This window comes from Mycolicibacterium iranicum, from assembly GCF_014190915.1.
In the GTDB taxonomy this organism is placed as follows: Bacteria; Actinomycetota; Actinomycetes; order Mycobacteriales; family Mycobacteriaceae; genus Mycobacterium; species Mycobacterium iranicum_B.
The window spans coordinates 81,901-103,800 of the sequence record NZ_JACHVU010000007.1 but is presented as its reverse complement, the minus strand read 5'-3'; the positions used below and the strand labels follow the sequence as shown (position 1 = coordinate 103,800).

At 68.3% G+C, this 21,900-nt stretch carries 12 protein-coding genes; 10 read left to right on the top strand and 2 right to left on the bottom strand.

Going from position 1 to position 21,900, the window contains the following annotated elements:
* The first annotated feature begins 103 nt into the window (after window positions 1-103).
* The 6 genes from FHR72_RS16320 to FHR72_RS16295 all read left to right on the top strand — a co-directional run bounded on the left by FHR72_RS16320 (window position 104) and on the right by FHR72_RS16295 (window position 6,913).
* Window positions 104-1,693: an AMP-binding protein gene (locus FHR72_RS16320; protein WP_183469852.1), complete on the top strand. Its 1,590-nt coding sequence runs from the start codon at window positions 104-106 to the stop codon at window positions 1,691-1,693.
* A 35-nt stretch (window positions 1,694-1,728) separates the two neighbouring features.
* A complete protein-coding gene (locus tag FHR72_RS16315) occupies window positions 1,729-2,919 on the top strand; it encodes an amidohydrolase family protein (RefSeq protein WP_183469850.1) in 1,191 nt (396 codons plus the stop codon).
* Window positions 2,916-4,388, top strand: coding sequence for a FadD3 family acyl-CoA ligase (locus FHR72_RS16310; protein WP_183469848.1), 1,473 nt, complete (start codon window positions 2,916-2,918; stop codon window positions 4,386-4,388). The genes FHR72_RS16315 and FHR72_RS16310 overlap by 4 nt, the downstream gene beginning before the upstream one ends.
* Window positions 4,389-4,536: 148 nt before the next feature.
* On the top strand, window positions 4,537-5,442 hold the full coding sequence (locus tag FHR72_RS16305; protein ID WP_183469846.1) for an Rv1363c family protein: 906 nt from the start codon (window positions 4,537-4,539) through the stop codon (window positions 5,440-5,442).
* Window positions 5,443-5,501: 59 nt separating this feature from the next.
* Entirely contained in the window at window positions 5,502-6,158 is a 657-nt protein-coding gene (locus FHR72_RS16300) for a hypothetical protein (RefSeq protein ID WP_183470232.1), read from the top strand.
* 20 nt (window positions 6,159-6,178) lie between these two features.
* A complete protein-coding gene (locus FHR72_RS16295) occupies window positions 6,179-6,913 on the top strand; it encodes an IspD/TarI family cytidylyltransferase (RefSeq protein ID WP_183469844.1) in 735 nt (244 codons plus the stop codon).
* On the opposite strand, the gene FHR72_RS16290 is transcribed toward FHR72_RS16295, so the two are convergent.
* Window positions 6,834-7,550 (bottom strand): IspD/TarI family cytidylyltransferase, encoded by a 717-nt coding sequence (locus tag FHR72_RS16290; RefSeq protein WP_183469842.1) that lies wholly within the window; start codon window positions 7,548-7,550, stop codon window positions 6,834-6,836. The genes FHR72_RS16295 and FHR72_RS16290 overlap by 80 nt on opposite strands.
* A 112-nt stretch (window positions 7,551-7,662) precedes the next feature.
* Between FHR72_RS16290 and FHR72_RS16285 the strand changes: the two genes are divergently transcribed.
* A complete protein-coding gene (locus FHR72_RS16285) occupies window positions 7,663-8,877 on the top strand; it encodes a low temperature requirement protein A (RefSeq protein WP_183470230.1) in 1,215 nt (404 codons plus the stop codon).
* On the opposite strand, the gene FHR72_RS16280 is transcribed toward FHR72_RS16285, so the two are convergent.
* Window positions 8,867-10,120 carry an MFS transporter gene (locus FHR72_RS16280; protein WP_183469840.1) on the bottom strand — a complete coding sequence of 418 codons (1,254 nt, stop codon included), beginning with the start codon at window positions 10,118-10,120 and terminating at the stop codon, window positions 8,867-8,869. The two genes, FHR72_RS16285 and FHR72_RS16280, sit on opposite strands and share 11 nt — an antisense overlap.
* 353 nt (window positions 10,121-10,473) lie before the next feature.
* Between FHR72_RS16280 and FHR72_RS16275 the strand changes: the two genes are divergently transcribed.
* The 3 genes from FHR72_RS16275 to FHR72_RS16265 all read left to right on the top strand — a co-directional run bounded on the left by FHR72_RS16275 (window position 10,474) and on the right by FHR72_RS16265 (window position 21,900).
* Window positions 10,474-11,211 (top strand): MerR family transcriptional regulator, encoded by a 738-nt coding sequence (locus FHR72_RS16275; protein WP_183469838.1) that lies wholly within the window; start codon window positions 10,474-10,476, stop codon window positions 11,209-11,211.
* Between the two features lie 102 nt (window positions 11,212-11,313).
* Entirely contained in the window at window positions 11,314-12,060 is a 747-nt protein-coding gene (locus tag FHR72_RS16270; protein ID WP_311736168.1) for a DUF1906 domain-containing protein, read from the top strand.
* A gap of 519 nt (window positions 12,061-12,579) precedes the next feature.
* On the top strand, window positions 12,580-21,900 hold the full coding sequence (locus FHR72_RS16265) for a polyketide synthase (protein ID WP_311736167.1): 9,321 nt from the start codon (window positions 12,580-12,582) through the stop codon (window positions 21,898-21,900).

Genomic DNA, 21,900 nt, shown 5'->3' with positions numbered 1-21,900 from the left:
TTGGCATTCTCGCAGGCGGAGAATAGCATCACCTGGTATTCCGAGAGGTTCGCCGCACTCGTGCACGTATCTACTCGCCGACTGGAAGGGGTGGCCCGCAGCCATGCGACGGATTCCTGCGGAGCTGGTCAGGCGGTACGAGCAAGAGGGTTACTGGACGAAGGAGACCCTGGGTGACCTGCTGGCCGGCGGACTATCCGCGAATGCCGACGTCGGCTTCCGGGTGCATTCCTCGGTGCGGCCCTACACCGGCACGTTCGGCGAGGTCGAGCGCGACGCCCGGCGCTGCGCTGCGGGCCTGCGCGCGCGGGGCGTCGGTCCGGGAGACGTCGTGGCCTTCCAGCTGCCGAACTGGCGTGAAGCCGCGGTGGTCTTCTGGGCGTCGGCGTTCCTGGGCGCCGTGATCGTGCCGATCGTGCACTTCTACGGCCGCAAGGAGCTGTCCCACATCCTGGCGACCGCCGCGCCGAAGGTGTTCGTCACCACCGAGGAGTTCGGCCGGCTGCGTCATCACCCCGACCTGTGCGCCGACGTGCCGGTGGTCGCGCTCGTGGGCGGATCCGGAGAACGCAGCGAGCCGTTCGAGGATCTCCTGGCCGACGAACCGATGCTCGGCACCGTCGCCGCCGATCCGTCCTCGCCCGCGCTCATCGCCTTCACGTCCGGAACCACCCGCGACCCGAAGGGCGTCATCCACAGCCACCAGACGCTGAGCTTCGAGACACGCCAGCTGCTGGCCAACTACCCGCCCGACCGCGGACGCCAGCTGACCGCGACGCCGGTCGGGCACTTCATCGGAATGCTCGGCGCATTCCTGATCCCCGTCCTGGAGGGGTCGCCGATCGACCTGTGCGACGTCTGGGATCCGGGCCGGGTGCTGCAGCTGATCGAGAGCGACGGGCTGTCCGTGGGAGGGGGCCCGCCGTACTTCGTGACCAGCCTGCTCGACCATCCCGACTGCAGGCCCGAGCACCTGCGGCACTTCAAGACCGTCGGCCTCGGGGGGTCCACGGTTCCGGCGGCCGTCACGCAGCGGCTCACCGACCTCGGGATGTTCGTGTTCCGTTCCTACGGCAGCACCGAGCACCCGTCGATCACCGGGTCGGGGCCCAGCGCGCCCGAGGACAAACGGCTCTTCACCGACGGCAACGCGCGCCCCGGCGTCGAGATCCGCCTCGGTGAGGACGGCGAGATCTACAGCAGGGGTCCCGACCTGTGCCTGGGTTACACCGACGACGAGCTCACCGCGCGAGCCTTCGACGACGACGGCTGGTACCGCACGGGTGACGTGGGCGTACTCGACGACGACGGATACCTGACCATCACCGACCGCAAGGCCGACGTGATCATCCGCGGCGGCGAGAACATCAGCGCACTCGAGGTCGAGGAGGTGCTGCTGGGCATGCCGGCGGTCGCCGAAGCCGTCGTCGTCGCCGCACCCGACGAGCGGCTGGGGGAGCGCACGGCCGCGGTCTTGCGCATCCGGGACGGCAGGCAGATGCCGAGCCTCGACGACGTCCGCGCGCACTTCACCACCGCGGGAGTGGCCAAGCAGAAGTGGCCCGAGGAGTTGCACCGGGTCCCCGACGGGCAGGACTTCCCGCGGACGGCCAGCGGCAAGGTGCAGAAGTACGTGATCCGGCAGCAAGTGGCTGCCGGCCGGGGGCAGGCCGTTGCGGCCCACCGAAAATGAGAATACGATTCTCTCGATAGGAAAAGGAGTCTTTCATGGGACAACTGTCGCACCGGGTGGATATCCCGTTCCCGCTGTTCGATGCGGACAACCACCTGTACGAACCGCCAGAGGCGATGACGAAGTACCTCCCCAAGGAGTACAAGGACGTCGTCCAGTACGTCGAGATCAACGGCCGGACGAAGATCGCGCTCAAGGGTCAGATCAGCAACTACATCCCGAATCCGACGTTCTCGGTGGTCGCCAAGCCGGGCGCGTGGGAGGAGTACTTCAAGTTCGGCAACCCCGACGGCAAGAGCAAGCGTGAGCTCTTCGGCGAGCCGATGAAGGCCATCCCGGCGTTCTTCGAGCCCGAGCCGCGCATCAAGGTCATGGACGAGCTCGGTGTCGACCGCAGCCTGATGTTCCCGACGTTGGCCAGCCTGATCGAAGAGCGTCTGTCCGACGATCCGCTCGCCATCCACGTGATCGTCCACGCGCTGAACGAGTGGCTACACGAGGTGTGGGGCTTCAACTACCAGAACCGGATCTTCACCACTCCGGTCATCACGCTGCCCATCGTCGAGAAGGCGATCGAGGAGCTGGAATGGGCGGTCAAGCGTGGCGCCCGCGCCATCCTGATCCGCCCCGCTCCGGTCCCCGGCTTCCGCGGTCCGCGGTCGTTCGCGCTGCCCGAATTCGACCCGTTCTGGGAGCGGGTCGTCCACCACGACGTCTTCGTGGGCATGCACTCGTCGGACAGTGGCTACTCGCGGTACACGTCCGAATGGGACGGCGCCGCACAGGAAATGCTGCCGTTCCAGACCAACGCGATGTCCATCCTCAATGAATGGCGTCCGATCCAGGACGCGGTGGCCTCGTGGGTGATCCACGGTGCGCTGTTCCGATTCCCCAAGCTCAAGGTCGGCATCGTCGAGGCGGGTTCGAAGTGGATGTTCCCGCTGCTCGACTCCATGGCCGAGGTGTACAAGAAGGCTCCGGAAGCCTTCCTGGGCAACCCGATGGAGGAGATCAAGAACCGCATCTACGTCAGCCCGTTCTACGAGGAGGGCATCGACGACCTGATCAACCTGGTCGGTGTCGACCAGGTCCTCTACGGCTCTGACTGGCCGCACCCCGAGGGTCTGGCCGAACCGACCCACTACGTGACGGCGCTCGAGCACCTGGCCGTCGAGGACCAGGCCAAGATCATGGGTGGCAACCTGGGACGTCTCGTCACGACGTGACGTACCGGAGTCGTTGGGCGACCATCCCCGAGTTGGTCGCCAGCGCGGCGGACCGTTTCGGCGACGCAGAAGCTGTCGTCGACGGTCCGCTGCGTCTGTCCTTCACCGAGTTGGTCGATCGGATCAGTTGCGCCGCAGGTGCGTTCGCCGAGCTGGGGATCAGCAAGGGCGACCGCGCGGCGGTCTGGGCGCCCAACAGCGTCGAATGGATCATCGCGGCGTTCGGTCTGCTCACCGCCGGCGGGGTGCTGGTGCCGGTCAACACGAGGTTCAAGGCGGACGAGGCGGGCGACATCATCGCCCGCAGCGGCGCCAAGGCGGTCCTCGTCCAACAGGGTTTTCTCGGCGTCGAGTACACGGCGCCCGGTGGCGTGCCCGTCATCGATCTGAAATCCGACTTCCTGTCCAGCGGAACGCCTTTCGCCTGTCCGCTGGAGAGCACGGACATCTCCGACATCATCTTCACCTCGGGCACCACCGGTCGCCCCAAAGGGGTGATGATGAACCACCAGCAGAACCTCCGGCTGTACGAAGAATGGTGCGACCTCGCCGACCTGCGTGAGGGTGACCGCTATCTGATGGTCAATCCGTACTTCCACACCTTCGGGTACAAGGCCGGTCTGATCGCGTCCTTCATCCGGGGCGCGACCATGCTTCCCGTCCCGGTGTTCGATGTCGACCGCGTGGTGGAATTGATTGCCGAGGAACGCATCACGATGCTGCCCGGGCCGCCGACGCTCTACCACTCGCTGCTGGGCGTCGAGGACAAGTCCACCTTGGCCACCCTGCGGGCCGGCGTGACCGGCGCCGCGGACATCCCCGTCGAGCTCATCCGGCGGGTGCACGAAGAACTGCCGTTCCAGACGCTGGCGACCGGGTACGGGCTCACCGAGGCGGGCACCGTCACGTTGTCGCGGCCCGGAGATTCGTTCGAGGACATCGCCACCACCGCGGGGGTGGCCTGCGACGGGGTGGAGATGCGGATCGCCGCCGACGGCGAGGTGCTGGTCCGCGGCTACACCGTGATGCAGGGCTACCTCGACGACCCCGCGGCCACCGCGGAGACGATCGACGCCGACGGCTGGCTGCACACCGGCGATCTCGGCACGGTCGACGACGCGGGCCGGCTCCGGATCGTCGGACGCAAGAAGGACATGTTCATCGTCGGCGGCTTCAATGCCTACCCCGCCGAGATCGAGGGCTTCCTGCTCGAGCATCCCGACGTCGCACAGGCGGCCGTGATCGGCGTGCCCGACGAACGCCTGGGCCAGGTCGGCAAAGCCTTCATCGTCGCGCAACGCCACGCCGGTCACGGCGGTGGTCAGCTCAGCGCCGAGGGTCTGATCGCCTGGTGTCGCGACCGAATGGCCGGTTTCAAGGTGCCACGGTATGTAGAGTTCCTCGACGAGTTGCCGTTGAACGCCACCGGCAAGGTGATGAAAGACAAGCTGCAGAACCTGCAACGCTGAGCGGACGCACAGCGGGTGAATCCCATTTCCGCAGACAGACCTCGCGTCCGAACGTAGCGGACAGGGGTATCGTGAATACGATACGCAAAAAAGAAGAATGACGTTCTCGTTGCAGGATCGTGCCCACACAGCAGATAAGGAGGTCGGTGTGCCGTCTTTCAGGCGCCGCGACTCGGTGATCGACGCCGATCGCGTCGAAGAATCGACCGTGGATCCTGATCGGGTTCCCGACGCCGAACAGGCCAAGGCTCTGGCAGAGGAAGCCGAGGCCGAAGCCGCCGAGGCCGACGCGCTGGCAGCCGCCGCCCGAGCGCGGGCACGGGCGGCGCGGTTGCGCCGTCAGGCCCTCGCCGCCGACGTCGCCGAGCCGGCCGCAGACACCGCGGAATCCGCAGCGGGGCCGACCGCATCGGCAGTGGTCGACGCCGACACCTCGCCGGCCGGCGGCGCAGACACCGAAGAGGCCCTCGACCTCGACGGCGCAGTCGACGACGAGGCTCCGGACGGCACAGCTCCGGATAACGAGTTGCTGAACGCGCCGGCCCCCAAGCGCAGGCGCCGGATCCCCCTCCCGAGCTGGAAGGCGGTCGCGGCCGTCGTGGTCGTGCTGTGCACGCTGGGGCTGCTCGGCGTCAGCGGCTTCATGATCTGGAGCCACCGCGAGGCCGACAAGGTGCGCCAGCAGAATGCCGAGTACTCCGCGGCCGCGCGCCAGAGTGTCGTCACCTTGATGTCGTTGGACTTCAACAACGCCCAGGCCGACGTGCAACGCATCATCGACAACTCAACCGGTCAGTTCAAGAGTGACTTCGAATCGCAGGCAGCGGATTTCGTGAAGGTCGCCCAGGATTCGAAGGTCGTCACCGAGGTGACGGTCAACTCCACCGCAGTCGAGTCGATGACCGACGACAAGGCAGAGGTACTCGTCGCGGCATCCTCGCGGGTCACCAACACCGCCGGCGCCAATCAGGAGCCCCGCACCTGGCGCCTGGCCGTGAGCCTCGAACGTGAGGACGGACAGATCAAGATGGCGAAAGTCGAGTTCGTGCCGTGAGCGAGAACGACCGCAACGTCGACCCTGACACCGCCGAGACCGAGGTCGCCGAGGCGGAGATGGCCGAGTCCGACGCCCCCGCGGCCGAGTCCGACACCCCCGCGGCCGACACCGCCGAGGTGAAGGACAGCGACGCGACGGGAACCGAGATCACGGAGACCGACGCCGCAGATGCCGCCTCCACCGAGGAGGCGCCCCCCACGAAGCCCGCGAGGAAGCGTGCGGGGCGCGTCCGCACGTTGGTGACGGCCAGCATCTTGGCTGTTGCGTTGCTCGGATCTGCGGGCCTGGCCGCCTGGCTGTACTTCAACGACTACCGCCCCGACCGGGAGACCGACCCGGCAGCCGCCCAGGTCGCCCTCGATGCCGCGAAGACAGGCACCATCGCGTTGCTCTCGTATTCGCCGGAGAGCCTGGACCAGGATTTCGCCAACGCCAAATCGAAGCTGACCGGCGATTTCCTGTCGTACTACACCCAGTTCACCGAGCAGATCGTCACGCCCGCGGCGAAGGAGAAGGCGGTCAAGACCGCCGCCTCCGTGGTCCGCGCGGCCGTCGCCGACATCGAGCCCGACTCCGCTGAGGTCCTGGTGTTCATCAACCAGACCACCACGAGCAAGGAAAACCCCGACGGCGCGTTCGCCGCGAGCAGCGTCAAGATCGGCCTGACGAAGATCGACGGCACCTGGCTGATCGAATCGTTCGACCCCGTCTAGGGCGTATACCCTCGGTCGCCGTGACTGTGACGGCCATCCTGCCCGTTCCGGCGGAGTTTCTGCAGCGTCGCGAGGCGGTGTTCACCTCCGTCGCCGGACGGTCGACGCTGGCGCGCATTGTCGAAGCACTGCAGACCCGCGGCGACGTGGTGGTCGCTGCGGCCGACCCGCTGGCCCGCGACGTGGGGGAGGACCTGCGGGCGCACGGTTTCGCGGAGGTACCCGTCGTGATCGCCGACGCGCCGGGAGGGCGCGCCCACTGCCTCGTCGCCGGGCTGCGTGCGGTCGCCCCCACCGAAACCGTCCTCGTCCATGACCTGGCGTGGCCACTCATCGCCCCCGGAGTCCTGGGTCGGGTGGTGGCGGCACTGCAGGACGGAGCCGAGGTCGCTCTGCCCGTCTGCCCCGTCACCGACAGCATCAAGGTGGTCGACGACGCCGGACGCGTGACCGCCACGGTGGACCGCAGCCCGCTGCGCACGGTGCAGTTCCCGCGGGGATTCACTGCCGCCGCAATGTCCCGGGTGCTTGCTGCGGCCGCCGAGCCGGAACCGGGTGGCGACGCCGACGATCTGGCCGCCGCGGTGTCGGCGGAACTACCGGTGACCGTGGTCGACGGCGACACCGACGTCGCGAGCATCGACCTGCCCGCCGACGCGGACTATCTCGCCGCAGTCATCGCCCGGTCGGGGGACCTGTTCGGTCGAGGAGAAGCTGCTCGGCGACCGCAACGTCCCGCGCATAGGTCACCTTGAGGTTGGCGGCGCGGCCGCCGAAGGTCTGCACCCGCACATCGGTGTAGCGCTCGACGCACGAGGAGGTGTCGGTGCCTTCGAATCCGTCGCGCTCGGCGCGACGGTAGGCGTGCAGCAGTTCAGGGGCTCGGAACGCCTGGGGCGTCTGCACGCGGACCACGCCCGCGCCGCCCGGGGCAGGGCTGAGTCGGGCGCCGTCGGACACGGCGAGATTTCTCACAGCCAGCGACGGCAGCGCGCCGCCGCTCACCCGCGCCAGCGCGATCGCTTCGCGGAACATCTCGGGCCCGGCCAGTGGTCGCGCAGCGTCGTGGATGGCCACGACGTCGATGTCGCCGGACTCGATGTCGGCGGCCAAATAGTCGACGACGTTGGTCTCCGAGCCGTGCCGGGTGTCGCCACCTTCGACGAATTCCACCGTCTGCGAACCTATTTCGCGGTGCACGGCGTCGCGGGCGAGGGTGTACTCGCCCCGCCGGAACACCAGGATGGTCCGCGACACCTCGGTGAGCTGCGTCAGGGTCTCCAGCGACCACACCATCATGGGGCGACCGGCCAGCGGCAGATAGGCCTTGTTGCCGTCCGCCCCGACCCGGGTGCCGAGGCCGGCGGCCAACACCACACCGACCGCCACCATGCCGCGAACCTTATCGCGGCGGCGCGGCTACGCTCTGCCGGGCAGACGAAAGGGGCGACCCGTGAGCGAGCAACCGTATCGACCGGTAGGTCAGTTGCACCGGATCCGGCGGATGACCGGACGGGATCCCCACGAGACGGGACGCGCCGCGACCCCGCTGGAGCTGCTCTTCGATCTGACGTTCGTCGTGGCGTTCGGCATCGCGGCCTCACAGTTCGCCCATCTGCTGGCCGAGGGGCACGTCACTGCCGGACTAGCAGGCTTCTTCTTCGCGATGTTCGCGGTGTGCTGGGCGTGGATCAATTTCAGCTGGTTCGCCTCGGCCTACGACACCGATGACTGGATCTACCGGCTGACGACCATGGTGCAGATGGTCGGCGTGATCATCCTGGCCCTCGGATTGCCGCAGATGTACGCCTCGATCGAGCACGGCGGGCATGTCGACAACGTCGTGGTCGTCGCCGGGTACGTGGTCATGCGCGTCGCGATGGTCGCGCAGTGGCTGCGCGCTGCCCGGCAGGATCCCGAACGTCGCCGCGCCTGCCTCACTTACGCGCTGTGGATCACCGTCGCCCAGATCGGCTGGGTCGTCGCGATTTTCGTGCACACCTCGGTGCCCGTGACCGTCGCGATCGTGCTGGCGCTGGTGCTCGTCGAGATGATGGGCCCCAGAATCGCCGAGGGGAGACAGGGCGGAACCCCGTGGCACGCCCACCACATCGTGGAACGCTATGGGCTGTTCACGATCATCGCCCTGGGCGAAGGGGTGGTCGGTACGGTCGCCTCACTGAGCGCGGTGGTCGAGGCTCAGGGCTGGTCGGTGGAGGCGGTCTTCGTCGCCGTCGCCGGCATGGGGCTCACGTTCGGCATGTGGTGGACGTATTTCGTGCTGCCGCAGGCCGACATCCTGCACGCCCGCCGCGAGCGCTCCTTCTCCTTCGGATATCTGCACATCATCCTGTTCGCCTCGATCGTGGCGACGGGCGCAGGACTGCACGCGGCGGCCTATTACATCGAGCATCACTCGGAGCTGTCGTCCACGGCGACCGTGCTCAGCGTCGTGCTTCCGGTCGGGATCTACATCCTGACGGTGTACGGGCTCTATGCGTCGATGGCGCACAGGGTGGTGCGGTTCCACCTGCTGCTGACGGTCCTGACGGGAGCGGTGCTCGGGGTGGCGGTGCTGTTGGCGGCCAACGGGATATCGATGGCCAACTGCCTCCTGGTGGTCACGCTGGCGCCCGTCGTCTCCGTCGTCGGGTACGAACTCGTGGGGCACAGGCACGCGGCCGCGGCGGTCGCCGCCACCACCGGGACTACCTCGTGACGTCTTCGAGCAGGAAGCGGTCGTCCTTGGCGAGTTGACGGCGCGCTTTCCGGCGGGTGATCAGGATGCCGATCACGGCGATCGTCCACACCACGTACTGCAACGTCAGGGCGACGCGGAAAGACTCGAACGAGATACCGCCCGCGGCCTCCATGACCATCCCCATCGCCTGCATCAGCAGCAGGGACGCCAGGAAGCCGCCCATGTTGACCATGCCCTGCGCCGTTCCCAGCGTCGCGCGGGTGTTGAAGGTCCTGGCGAAGTCGAATCCGACCATCGAGCCGGGGCCGCCGACCGAGATCACCACGACCAGAGCCGTGAGCAACCACAGCGGAGCGGGGCCCGGCAACGCCAGGACGACCGTCCAGATGAGCGCGTTGCTCGCGATGATCGCCAGGACCAGACGTGAACGGCGGTGTGGATAGCGCCCGGTGAACACACCGATGAGCACCCCGCACGCGATCGCGGTCACGACCGACAGGCTCAACAGGGCACCGGCGACACCCGGTGAGAGTCCCTGCGCCTCGGTCAGATAGGGCAGCCCCCACATGAGCGCGAAGACCGTGATGGAGAACTGCGTGCCCATGTGGGTGAAGAAGCCGAGGCGCGTACCGGGACGCAGCCAGACGGTCTTCACGCTGCTGAGGGTCTCGCGCACCGACATCGTCTCCGATGTGGTCGTGGAGCCGTCCGGAGTGTTCTTGACCAGGAGCACGGTCAGCACGATCGACAGCACGCCCATCGCCGCAGCCGACGCATAGGCGGTCGACCAGCCGGCGGCGGACAGGACGGCCAGGAACGGCACCGCCGAGAGGACCTGTCCGAGCTGGCCGACGATGCCGGTCAACTGCGTCACCACCGGGATCTGCCGCGGCGCGAACCAGTGGGGCACCAGACGCAGTACGGAGATGAAGGTCACGGCATCGCCCAAACCGACGACAGCGCGCGCGGCGATGGCCACAGGCAGCGATTCGGTGAACGCCAGGATCACCTGGCCGGTGGCCATCAGCGCCGCGCCGGACGCGATCAGGGCGCGTGATCCGTACCTGTCGAGGAGGAGGCCGGCGGGAACCTGGGCTCCGGCGTAGACGACGACCTGCAGGACGACGAATGTCGACAGAAGGCTGGGGCCTGCGCCGAACCGGTCGGCCGCGGCGAGTCCGGAGACACCCAGGGTGGTCCGGTCGAACACCGCGACGATGTAGGCGAGGAGGCCGGTCGCCCACACGATCCAGGGACGCACGACCGGCCACCTCACAATCTACGCAATTTGTCTTAATGTCCTGCTGAAACGAGCAAGTGACTCCATGGTCGCGCACTTCGCACTCGCCGCGCCAATCGATTTGCTCACACCCGGGTCAGCCGCGCTTTGTCCAGGGCGGCTAGGTAGTTGGCTAGAAATGCACAGCAATGTTCATAAATTGACTAGGTGTTCAGTATTACCGCTGATAGCTCGTCATATTGATCTTCCCGGTCGCGAACAACGGTCACGGGGGGATACTTCGCTCTTCTTGCCGTTCGGCGGTTAGAGTGTGTGTATGAACCGCCCCGGCATCGGACCGGCCCGCCGCGTCGAACACCTGTGGGTGACGGCGCGTGGCTGAATACCGACTTGAGGACCTGGCGCGGGAATCGGGGGTCAGTGCTCGGAACATCCGTGCCTATCGCGAGCGTGGCCTACTCGACCCGCCTCGACGCGTCGGACGCACGGCGCTCTACGACGACTACCACCTGTCCCAACTGAACACGATCAGTCAGCTGCTACGGAAGGGCTACAACTCCGCGCACATCGCCGAGTTCTTCGCGAGCATGCGCCAGGGGGCCGACCTGGCCGACATCCTGGGCCTTCAGCGCGCCGTGCTGGGCCCGTCGGAGGATGCGCCCGCCGACGGCACCTCGGTGGCGATCGATCCGCAGAGCATCGAGGGCCGCCGGCTGGTCGAGTACGGCCTGGCCGACGTCGTCGGCGGCAAGGTCGTGATGACCGACGGTGCCGCCGCCGACATCCTGGCGCGATCCACCGACCACGTGTTGTACGTGCGCGCCCTTCTGCGGTTCCTGGAGGCTGCCGAGGAGTCCGTCGACGATCTCGCCGAAGCATTCGTGAGCAGCCTCGCCGAGCTCTATCAGGCCCGCGTCGGCGCCGACTACCTGCCGCGACCCGACGAGGTGGACGACATTCGACGCGTGGTGCAGGACTATCGCGTCCTGGGCGAGAAGGTGATGGCGGCCCGTTTCGAGCATGCGACGCGGCGCCACATGGTCACCTCGGCAGCCGGCTACACCGCAGGGATCCTGTTGGGCGGCGAGTGGGAGCCACGGCGCGGCGCCTAGTCCCACGCAGCGGGCCTTCCGAAACCGCCCTCGCGAAAGTGTCGGCGATGTGACCTGTGGCGTCACCGTGAAATCGCGGGCTGCTGTCGTAGTCTGTGCCGCGTGTCCCACGATCGCCTGACGTCGCGGCGCCGTGTGCTCAAATACGCCGCGGCAGCGCCGGCGGTCCTCGGACTGGGTGCCCTGGCGGCTGGTGTCGGACCTGCGTCGGTCACGCCCGGGGCCGCGGCGGCGCCCCTCGGCATCCTGCTCGACTACGCCGCCGGCGTGCTCAGCGCGGAGGATCTCCGTTCCGCAGGCGCTGTGGGTGCGATCAGGTATGTGTCCGACCGGCGCCCCGGCGGGGCCTGGATGCTGGGCAAGCCGATCCAGTTGGACGAGGCGCGTGATCTCTACCGTCACGGCATGAAGATCGTCTCCTGCTATCAGTTCGGTAAGGGCGAGACCGCCGACTGGCTGCCCGGCGAGCCTGCCGGGATACAGCACGCGACGCGGGGCTGGCAATTGCACGTCGCCGCGGGTGGACCGGTCGGCGCTCCTGTGTACGCGTCCATCGACGACGACCCCACCTATGAGCAGTACAAGCGCCAGGTGGTGCCGTATCTGCGCGGCTGGGAACGGGTGCTGGGGCACCAGCGCACCGGCGTCTACGCCAACTCCACGACGATCGAGTGGGCACTTCAGGACGGCCTGGGCTCCTGGTTCTGGCAGCACAACTGGGGCTCGCCGGGCGGGGTGGCGCACCCGGCCGCGCACCTTCATCAGGTGGAGATCGACAGCCGTACGGTGGCGGGTGTAGGCGTCGACATCAACCACGTCCTCAAACCCAGTTTCGGGCAGTGGGACTAGGGCGGACTCCGGACTTACTCTTTAGTAGGTTTTGGCAGCAAACATCTGTCCGCCCAGCGAATTCGTGACAGGACACGTCGGGCGATCTTGTCATCTCGCCGCCGAGCGGAGCAACGCCATCTGAGAACGCGGAATTCAAGATAACGATTTGGTAACAATACTGCTTTGAACTGCGCTTCTATCCTACTCAACCGTAACCACCTGCATGCAGGACGTTTGTCCCGGAAGGGCCGGAGCCGCCACGGAGCGCGCGTTATGCAACCCGCTGTTACCGGTGCGTAGAACTCACCAGTAACCATTTGATGCGCCAAACTAGGGCAGTCTCTTATGACACTCTTACAACAGCTGGAGTGTCCGCCCGCGGGTCCCCGTGGACCCGGCCGAGGCTGCGGACGAGACAGCGGGATTCGACGCCGAATCGACGGCCCAGGCGGGTGCCCCCACACACGCACCCCTCGACGCCCCACCAGCCCCACGACAGCGATGTAGCGCGGAACAGCACTGAGGAGAACACACGACGTGACGATCAACGACCAGCACCGTGCGACCGCCGGCTCCACGAGCCAGGCAGATCAGGAATTCGAACCTCTGACGGGATCGCACGCCCTCGTCGATCGCCTGCACTCCGGTGAGCCCTACGCGGTCGCATTCGGCGGTCAGGGTGGGCCCTGGCTGGAGAACCTCGAAGAACTCGTCAACTCGGCCGGTATCGAGTCCGAGATCAGCCAGCTCGTCGCCGAGGCGGAGCTGCTCCTGGAGCCGTTGGCGCGAGAGCTCGTCGTGGTGCGACCCATCGGCTTCGAACCGATGAAATGGATCCGCGCGCTGGCCGCCGACGAGCCGCTGCCCTCCACCAAGGACCTCACCACGGCCGCGATCTCCGGTCCGGGCATCCTGCTGACCCAGATGGCGGCACAGCGGGCGCTGAAGCGCCAGGGGCTCGATTTGGACGCGCACCCGCCCGTCGCCATCGCAGGTCACTCACAGGGCGTCACAGCCGTCGAATCGCTGAAGGCCGGCGGCACCCGGGACGTCGAGCTGCTCGCCATCGGCCAGCTGATCGGCGCCGCCGGATCCCTGGTGTCCCGCCGCTGCGGCATGGTCAGCCGCGGCGACAAGGCGCCCATGGTCTCCGTCCTGAACGTCGACCCCGCGCGCATGGCCGAGCTCCTCGAAGAATTCGCCCAGGACGTGCGCACCGTGCTGCCGCCGGCGCTGTCGATCCGCAACGGCAGGCGCTCGGTCGTCATCACCGGCACCCCCGAGCAGCTCGCGCGCTTCGAGCTCTACTGCGAGAAGATCAGCGAGAGGGAAGAGGCCGAGCGCAAGAACAAGACGCGCGGCGGCGCGATCTTCCGCCCCGTGTTCAACCAGCTCAACGTCGAGGTCGGCTTCCACACCCCGCGTCTGGCCGCCGGTGTGGACCTGGTCAACGAGTGGGCCGGCCGCACCGGCCTGGACCGCGACCTCACCCGCGAACTGACCGAGGCGATCTTCATCAAGCCGGTCGACTGGGTGGCCGAAGTGGAAGGCCTCGCCGCCACGGGCGCCAAGTGGATCGTCGATCTCGGGCCCAGTGACACCGTCACCCGGTTGACCGCGCCGGTGATCCGCGGCCTGGGCATCGGCATCGTGCCGGCCGCCACGCGCGCCGGGCAGCGAAGCCTGTTCACCGTCGGCGCCGCCCCGGCCGTCGCCCCGGCCTGGTCGAGCTACGCGCCCCAGCCCGTCACCCTGCCGGACGGTTCGGTGAAGGCCTCCACCAAGTTCACCCGTCTCACCGGGCGCTCCCCGATCCTGCTCGCCGGCATGACCCCGACGACCGTCGACGCCAAGATCGTCGCCGCTGCGGCCAACGCCGGCCACTGGGCCGAACTGGCCGGTGGCGGTCAGGTCACCGAGGAGATCTTCGACGCCCGCATCGCCGAGCTCACCCAGCTGCTCGAGCCCGGCCGCGCCATCCAGTTCAACTCGCTGTTCCTGGACCCGTACCTGTGGAAGCTGCAGGTCGGCGGCAAACGCCTGGTCCAGAAGGCCCGCCAGTCGGGCGCCCCGATCGACGGCGTCGTCGTGACCGCCGGCATCCCCGACCTCGAAGAGGCCGTCGATCTGATCGAAGAGCTGCACACCGTCGGTATCAGCAGCGTGGTGTTCAAGCCCGGCACGGTCGACCAGATCAAGTCGGTCATCAAGATCGCGGCCGAGGTTCCGGACCGCGACGTCATCGTGCACATCGAGGGTGGCCGCGCCGGTGGACACCACTCGTGGGAGGACCTGGACGACCTCCTGCTCAGCACCTACGGCGAACTGCGCAAGTACTCGAACGTCACGATCTGCGTCGGCGGCGGTATCGGCACGCCCGAACGCGCGGCCGACTACTTGTCCGGAGAGTGGGCCCGGGACTACGGATTCCCAGACATGCCGGTCGACGGCATCCTCGTCGGCACCGCGGCCATGGCCACCCTGGAGGCGACCACCTCGCCGGCCGTCAAGCAGATGCTCGTCGACACCACGGGCACCGACACCTGGGTCGGCGCGGGCAAGGCCATCAACGGGATGGCGAGCGGCCGCAGTCAGCTCGGCGCCGACATCCACGAGATCGACAACACCGCCTCGCGATGCGGACGTCTGCTCGACGAGGTCGCCGGCGACGCCGACGCCGTCGCCGAGCGTCGTGACGAGATCATCGCCGCGATGGCCGACACCGCCAAGCCGTACTTCGGCGACATCGGCGACATGACCTACCTGCAGTGGCTGCAGCGCTACGTCGAGCTGGCGATCGGCGACGGTGACAGCACCGCCGACACCGCGGGCCCGGGCAGCCCCTGGCTGGCCGACACCTGGCGCGAGCGCTTCGAGGCGATGCTCAAGCGTGCCGAGGCCCGCCTCAACGAGAAGGACTCCGGTCCGATCGAGTCGCTGTTCAGCGCAGGTGCCGAGGCCGGTACCGACGGTCGTGCGCTGCTCGACAACCCCGACACCGCGATCGCCGCGCTGCAGGCGCGCTACCCGGATGCCGAGACGGTCAAGTTGCATCCGGCCGACGTGCCGTTCTTCGTGACGCTGTGCAAGAAGCCCGGCAAGCCGGTCAACTTCGTCCCGGTCATCGACAAGGACGTGCGGCGCTGGTGGCGCAGCGATTCACTGTGGCAGGCGCACGATGCGCGCTACACCGCCGACCAGGTCTGCATCATCCCCGGCACCCAGGCCGTCGCGGGGATCACCCGCGTCGACGAGCCTGTCGGTGATCTGCTCGACCGGTTCGAGCAGGAGATCGTCGACCGCGTGCTGGCTTCCGGTGCGAAGCCGGTGTCGGTGGTGTCGCGCCGTCAGGCGCGTGCCGACGTCAGCGGTCCGCTCGCCGTGGTGCTCGACTCGCCCGACGTCCTGTGGGCGGGGCGCACCGCGATCAACCCGGTGCACCGCATCGGCGCACCGGGCGAGTGGCAGGTCAACGACGTGCCCGGTAAGCCCAGCGCCACGCATCCGAACACCGGTGCGCGCCTGGAGCAGTCGACCGACGACGCAGGCAAGGTCTCGGTCACGCTGAGCGTGCCGCTCTCCGACACCTGGATCGACATCCGCTTCACCCTTCCCGCGACCACAGTCGACGGTGGCGCCCCGATCGTGACGGTCGAGGACGCCGCGACGGCGATGCGCGCGGTGCTGGCGATCGCCGCCGGCGTCGACGGGCCGGAATCGCTTCCCGCCGTGCAGGACAACACCTCCACGGTCACGGTCGAATGGGATCCGGAGAAGGTGGCCGACCACACCGGCGTGACCGCGACCTTCGGGGCCCCGCTGGCGCCGGGCCTGACCCTGGTGCCCGACGCACTCGTCGGCCTGTGCTGGCCCGCGGTGTTCTCCGCCATCGGCTCTGCCCTCACCGAGGACGGGTTCCCGGTCGTCGAGGGGCTGCTCAGCCTGGTCCACCTCGACCACGCCGCCCATCTGCTGGCGGCCATGCCCGCCACGAAGGGCGACTTGACCGTCACGGCAACGGCGTTGGCGGCCAACGACACCGAGGTGGGCCGCGTGGTCCCCGTCGAGGTGTCGATCACCGATGCCGAGGGCACCGTCCTGGCGACGCTGGAGGAGCGCTTCGCGATCCGCGGCCGCACCGGTGCCGCCGAGCTGGCCGACCCGCCGCGCGCGGGTGGGGCGATCACCGACAACGCCACGGACACCCCGCGGCGCAGGCGGCGCGACGTCATCGTCACCGCCCCCGTCGACATGAGCGCGTTCGCCGTCGTCTCCGGTGACCACAACCCCATCCACACCGACCGTGCGGCCGCACTGCTCGCCGGGCTGAAAACGCCCATCGTGCACGGCATGTGGCTGTCCGCCGCGGCCCAGCATGCGGTCACCGCGACCGACGGTCGCGCCACCCCGCCGGCCCGCCTGGTCGGCTGGACCTCCCGCTTCCTCGGGATGGTGCTGCCCGGCGACGAGATCGAGTTCCGCGTCGACCGCGTCGGCATCGACCGAGGCGCCGAGATCATCGAGGTGACTGCGAAGGCTCGGCGGGCAGCGAGCGAAGCCGGCCCGGGGAATGGATCGGGTGGCGAGCTGGTGATGTCGGCGACGGCGCAGCTGGCTGCACCGAAGACCGTCTACGCCTTCCCGGGTCAGGGCATCCAGTCCAAGGGTATGGGCATGGAGGTCCGTGCGCGGTCCAAGGCCGCCCGCAAGATCTGGGACATCGCCGACAAGTTCACGCGCGAGACGCTGGGCTTCTCGGTGCTGCACGTCGTCCGTGACAACCCGACGAGCCTCATCGCCTCCGGGGTGCACTACCACCACCCCGAGGGCGTGCTGTACCTGACGCAGTTCACCCAGGTCGCGATGGCCACGGTGGCCGCCGCCCAGGTGGCCGAGATGCGGGAGCAGGGCGCGTTCGTCGAGGGCGCCATCGCGTGCGGCCACTCGGTCGGCGAGTACACCGCGCTGGCGTGCGTGTCCGGTGTCTACGAACTGCCCGCGCTCCTGGAGGTGGTATTCCACCGCGGATCCAAGATGCACGACATCGTGCCGCGCGACGCCCAGGGCAGGTCGAACTACCGCCTGGCCGCGATCCGGCCGTCCCAGATCGACCTCGACGACGCCGACGTCAAGGACTTCGTCGCCGAGATCTCCGAGCGCACAGGCGAATTCCTGGAGATCGTCAACTTCAACCTGCGCGGTTCGCAGTACGCGATCGCCGGGACCGTCGCCGGTCTCGAAGCGTTGGAGGAGGAGGTCGAGAAGCGTCGCGAGATGTCGGGCGGGAAGCGCTCGTTCATCCTGGTGCCGGGCATCGACGTGCCGTTCCACTCCTCGGTGCTGCGTGTCGGCGTCGCCGATTTCCGCCGGGCGCTCGAGCGCGTGATGCCCGAACCCAGCGATGCCGAGCTGCTGGTCGGCCGGTACATCCCGAATCTGGTGCCACGGCCGTTCACCCTCGACCGCGACTTCATCCAGGAGATCCGCGATCTGGTTCCCGCCGAGCCGCTTGACGAGATCCTCGCCGACTACGACACGTGGCGTAACGAACGCCCGAACGAGTTGTGCCGCAAGATCGTCATCGAATTGCTGGCCTGGCAGTTCGCCAGCCCGGTGCGCTGGATCGAGACCCAGGATCTGCTGTTCATCGAAGAGGCCGCCGGTGGTCTCGGGGTGGAGCGCTTCGTCGAGATCGGCGTCAAGAACGCGCCGACCGTCGCCGGGTTGGCCGCGAACACGCTGAAGCTGCCGGAGTATTCGCACAACACCACCGAGGTGCTCAACGCCGAGCGTGACGCCGCGGTGCTGTTCGCGACCGACACCGATCCCGAGCCCGAGATCGACGAGGCGCCCGAGGAGGCCGCGCCCGCGGCCGAGGCGGCCCCGTCGGCGGCACCCGCCGCCGCTCCGGCGCCTGCTGCGGCGCCCAGCGGTGGACCCCGCCCGGACGACCTCGCGTTCGACGCGGCCGATGCGACGATGGCGCTCATCGCGCTGTCGGCCAAGATCCGCATCGACCAGATCGAGGCGCTGGATTCCATCGAGTCGATCACCGACGGTGCGTCGTCGCGGCGCAACCAGATGCTGGTCGACCTCGGCTCGGAATTGAACCTCGGCGCCATCGACGGCGCGGCGGAGGCCGACCTGGCCGGGCTGAAGGGGCAGGTCACCAAGCTGGCCCGCACCTACAAGCCGTTCGGTCCGGTGTTGTCCGACGCGATCAACGACCAGCTGCGCACGGTCTTCGGGCCGTCCGGAAAGCGGCCGGCCTACATCGCCGAGCGGGTCAAGAAGACCTGGGAGCTCGGCGAGGGCTGGGCCAAGCACGCCACCGTCGAGGTGGCGCTGGGCACCCGGGAGGGTTCCAGTGTCCGCGGTGGTGCGCTGGGCGGCCTGCACGACGGCGCGCTCGCCGATGCCGCGGCCGTCGACAAGGCGATCGACACCGCAGTGGCGGCGGTCGGTGCCCGCCTCGGTGTGCCGGTGTCGCTGCCCTCCGCCGCCGGCGGTGGCGGCGGGGTCGTCGATTCCGCGGCGCTCGGCGAGTTCGCCGAACAGGTCACCGGACCCGACGGCGTGCTCGCCTCGGCGGCGCGCACGATTCTCGATCAGCTGGGCCTCGGTGCGCCCTTCGCCACGCCTGAGGCGTCGGCCGACGCCGAGCTCATCGACCTGGTCACCGCCGAACTGGGTTCGGACTGGCCTCGTCTGGTGGCGCCGGTGTTCGACGCCCGCAAGGCCGTGGTCCTCGACGACCGCTGGGCCAGTGCGCGTGAGGATCTGGTCCGCATCTGGCTGATGGACGAAGGCGACATCGACGCCGACTGGGCCCGCCTCTCCGAACGTTTCGAGGGCACCGGTCACGTCGTCGGCACCCAGGCCACCTACTGGCAGGGCAAGGCCCTGGCGGCGGGCCGCAACGTCCACGCATCGCTCTACGCACGGGCCGCCGCAGGTGCGGAGAACCCGGGCAAGGGCCGCTACTGCGACGAGATCGCGGTCGTCACCGGTGCGTCCAAGGGTTCGATCGCGGCGTCGGTGGTCGCGCAGTTGCTCGACGGCGGCGCGACGGTCGTCGCGACGACGTCGAAGCTCGACGACTCCCGGCTGGCCTTCTACCGTCAGCTCTACCGCGACAACGCGCGCTTCGACGCGAAGCTGTGGGTCCTGCCGGCGAACATGGCCTCTTACAACGACATCGACGCACTGGTGGAGTGGATCGGCACCGAACAGTCCGAGAGCCTCGGGCCCAAGTCGATCCACATCAAGGATGCGTTGACGCCGACGCTGCTGTTCCCGTTCGCGGCTCCGCGGGTGGGCGGCGACCTGTCCGAGGCCGGATCGCGCTCCGAGATGGAGATGAAGGTCCTGCTGTGGGCCGTGCAGCGGCTCATCGGCGGCCTGTCCCACATCGGTGCCGACCGCGACATCGCCGCGCGCCTGCACGTGGTGCTGCCGGGTTCGCCGAACCGCGGAAAGTTCGGCGGTGACGGGGCCTACGGCGAGTCGAAGGCGGCGCTGGACGCCGTCGTGTCGCGCTGGAAGGCCGAGACCTCGTGGGCGCAGCGTGTCAGCCTGGCGCACGCGCTGATCGGCTGGACGCGCGGCACCGGTCTGATGGGGCACAACGACGTCATCGTCGACGCCGTCGAGGAAGCCGGACTGACGACCTACTCCACCGAGCAGATGGCCGGCATGCTGCTGGACCTGTGCGATGTGGAGACCAAGGTCGCGGCGGCCCGGGAACCGGTGCTCGCCGACATGACCGGCGGCCTGGCCGAGATCGACCTGGATCTGTCGGAGCTGGCCACCAAGGCCCGCGAAAACGGTTCCGCCGCAACCGCGGACGAGGATGCAGACGACGACGCGGCCGATCACATGATCGCTGCGCTGCCGTCCCCGCCGCGTCCGGCCACGTCGGCGCCCGCACCGGAGTGGGCCGACCTCGACGTCGACCCCGCCGACCTCGTCGTCATCGTCGGCGGTGCCGAGCTCGGGCCCTACGGTTCGTCGCGCACCCGTTTCGAGATGGAGGTCGACAACGAACTGTCGGCCGCGGGCGTGCTGGAACTGGCGTGGACCACGGGCCTGATCAAGTGGGAGGACGATCCGCAACCGGGTTGGTATGACACCGAATCCGGCGATCTGGTCGACGAGTCCGAGTTGGTCGAGCGCTACCACGACGAGGTCGTGAGCCGATGCGGTATCCGTGAGTTCGTCGACGACGGGGCGATCGATCCCGACCACGCGTCGCCGTTGCTGGTCAGTGTCTTCCTGGACAAGGACTTCCGCTTCGTGGTCTCCAGCGAGACCGACGCACGGGCGTTCGTCGAGTTCGATCCCGAGCACACCGTGGCCCGGCCGATCCCCGATTCCGGCGACTGGGAGGTTATCCGCAAGGCGGGCACCGAGATTCGCGTGCCGCGCAAGACCAAGCTGTCGCGGACGGTGGGCGCTCAGATCCCGACGGGCTTCGACCCGACGGTGTGGGGCATCAGCCAGGACATGGCCACCTCGATCGACCGGGTGGCGCTGTGGAACATCGTGGCGACCGTGGACGCGTTCCTGTCGTCGGGCTTCACCCCGACCGAGCTGATGCGCTGGGTGCACCCGAGCCTGGTGGCCTCGACGCAGGGCACCGGTATGGGTGGCATGACGTCGATGCAGACCATGTATCACGGCAACCTGCTGGGCCGGAGCAAGCCGAACGACATCCTGCAGGAAGTCCTGCCGAATGTTGTTGCCGCACACGTGATGCAGTCCTATGTGGGCGGTTACGGCGCGATGGTCCACCCGGTCGGCGCCTGCGCCACCGCGGCTGTGTCCGTCGAAGAGGGCGTGGACAAGATCAAGCTCGGCAAGGCCGAGCTCGTGGTCGCGGGTGGTTTCGACGACATGACGCTGGAGGCCATCATGGGCTTCGGCGACATGGCGGCCACGGCCGACACCGAGGTGATGCGGGCCAAGGGCATCAGCGATTCGAAGTTCTCGCGCGCCAACGACCGGCGGCGGCTCGGCTTCCTGGAGGCCGAGGGCGGCGGCACGGTGCTGCTGGCCCGCGGCGACCTGGCGCTGAGGATGGGCCTGCCGGTTCTGGCGGTCGTCGGTTACGCGCAGTCGTTCGCCGACGGCGTGCACACCTCGATCCCGGCCCCCGGCCTGGGCGCGCTCGGCGCCGGCCGCGGCGGCAGGGATTCGGTGCTGGCGCGGTCGCTGAACAAGCTGGGCGTGGGCGCTGACGACATCGCGGTGATCTACAAGCACGACACCTCGACGCTGGCCAACGATCCGAACGAGACCGAGTTGCACGAGCGGCTCGCCGACTCACTGGGCAGGTCCGACGGTGCGCCACTGTTCATCGTCAGCCAGAAGAGCCTCACCGGGCACGCCAAGGGCGGCGCGGCGGTCTTCCAGATGATGGGTCTGTGCCAGGTGCTGCGCGACGGCGTGATCCCGCCGAACCGCAGCCTGGACTGTGTCGACGACGAGCTGGCGACCTCGGCGCACTTCGTGTGGCCGCGTGAGACCCTCCACCTGGGGGAGAAGTACCCCCTGAAGGCGGGTCTGGTCACCAGCCTCGGGTTCGGCCACGTGTCCGGCCTGATCGCCCTGGTGCACCCGCAGGCCTTCCTGGCCACCCTGACTCCGGAGCAGCGGGCGACCTACACCGCCCAGGCCCAGGAGCGCACGCTGGCCGGACAGCGCAGGCTGGCCTCGGCGATCGCCGGTGGCAGGCCGATGTTCGAACGGCCCGCCGACCGGCGTTTCGACGGCGACCATTCGGAGAAGGCACAGGAGGCCGCGATGTTGCTCGACACCGCGTCCCGCCTGGACGAGAACGGCGTGTATCGGCGTTGA

Bases quoted from the DNA above. Each gene is read 5' to 3' on its own strand.
- FHR72_RS16320 (WP_183469852.1), top strand. From the start codon at position 104: ATGCGACGGATTCCTGCGGAGCTGGTCAGGCGGTACGAGCAAGAGGGT.
- FHR72_RS16315 (WP_183469850.1), top strand. From the start codon at position 1,729: ATGGGACAACTGTCGCACCGGGTGGATATCCCGTTCCCGCTGTTCGAT.
- FHR72_RS16300 (WP_183470232.1), top strand. From the start codon at position 5,502: ATGGCCGAGTCCGACGCCCCCGCGGCCGAGTCCGACACCCCCGCGGCC.
- FHR72_RS16290 (WP_183469842.1), bottom strand. From the start codon at position 7,550: ATGGTGGCGGTCGGTGTGGTGTTGGCCGCCGGCCTCGGCACCCGGGTC.
- FHR72_RS16285 (WP_183470230.1), top strand. From the start codon at position 7,663: ATGACCGGACGGGATCCCCACGAGACGGGACGCGCCGCGACCCCGCTG.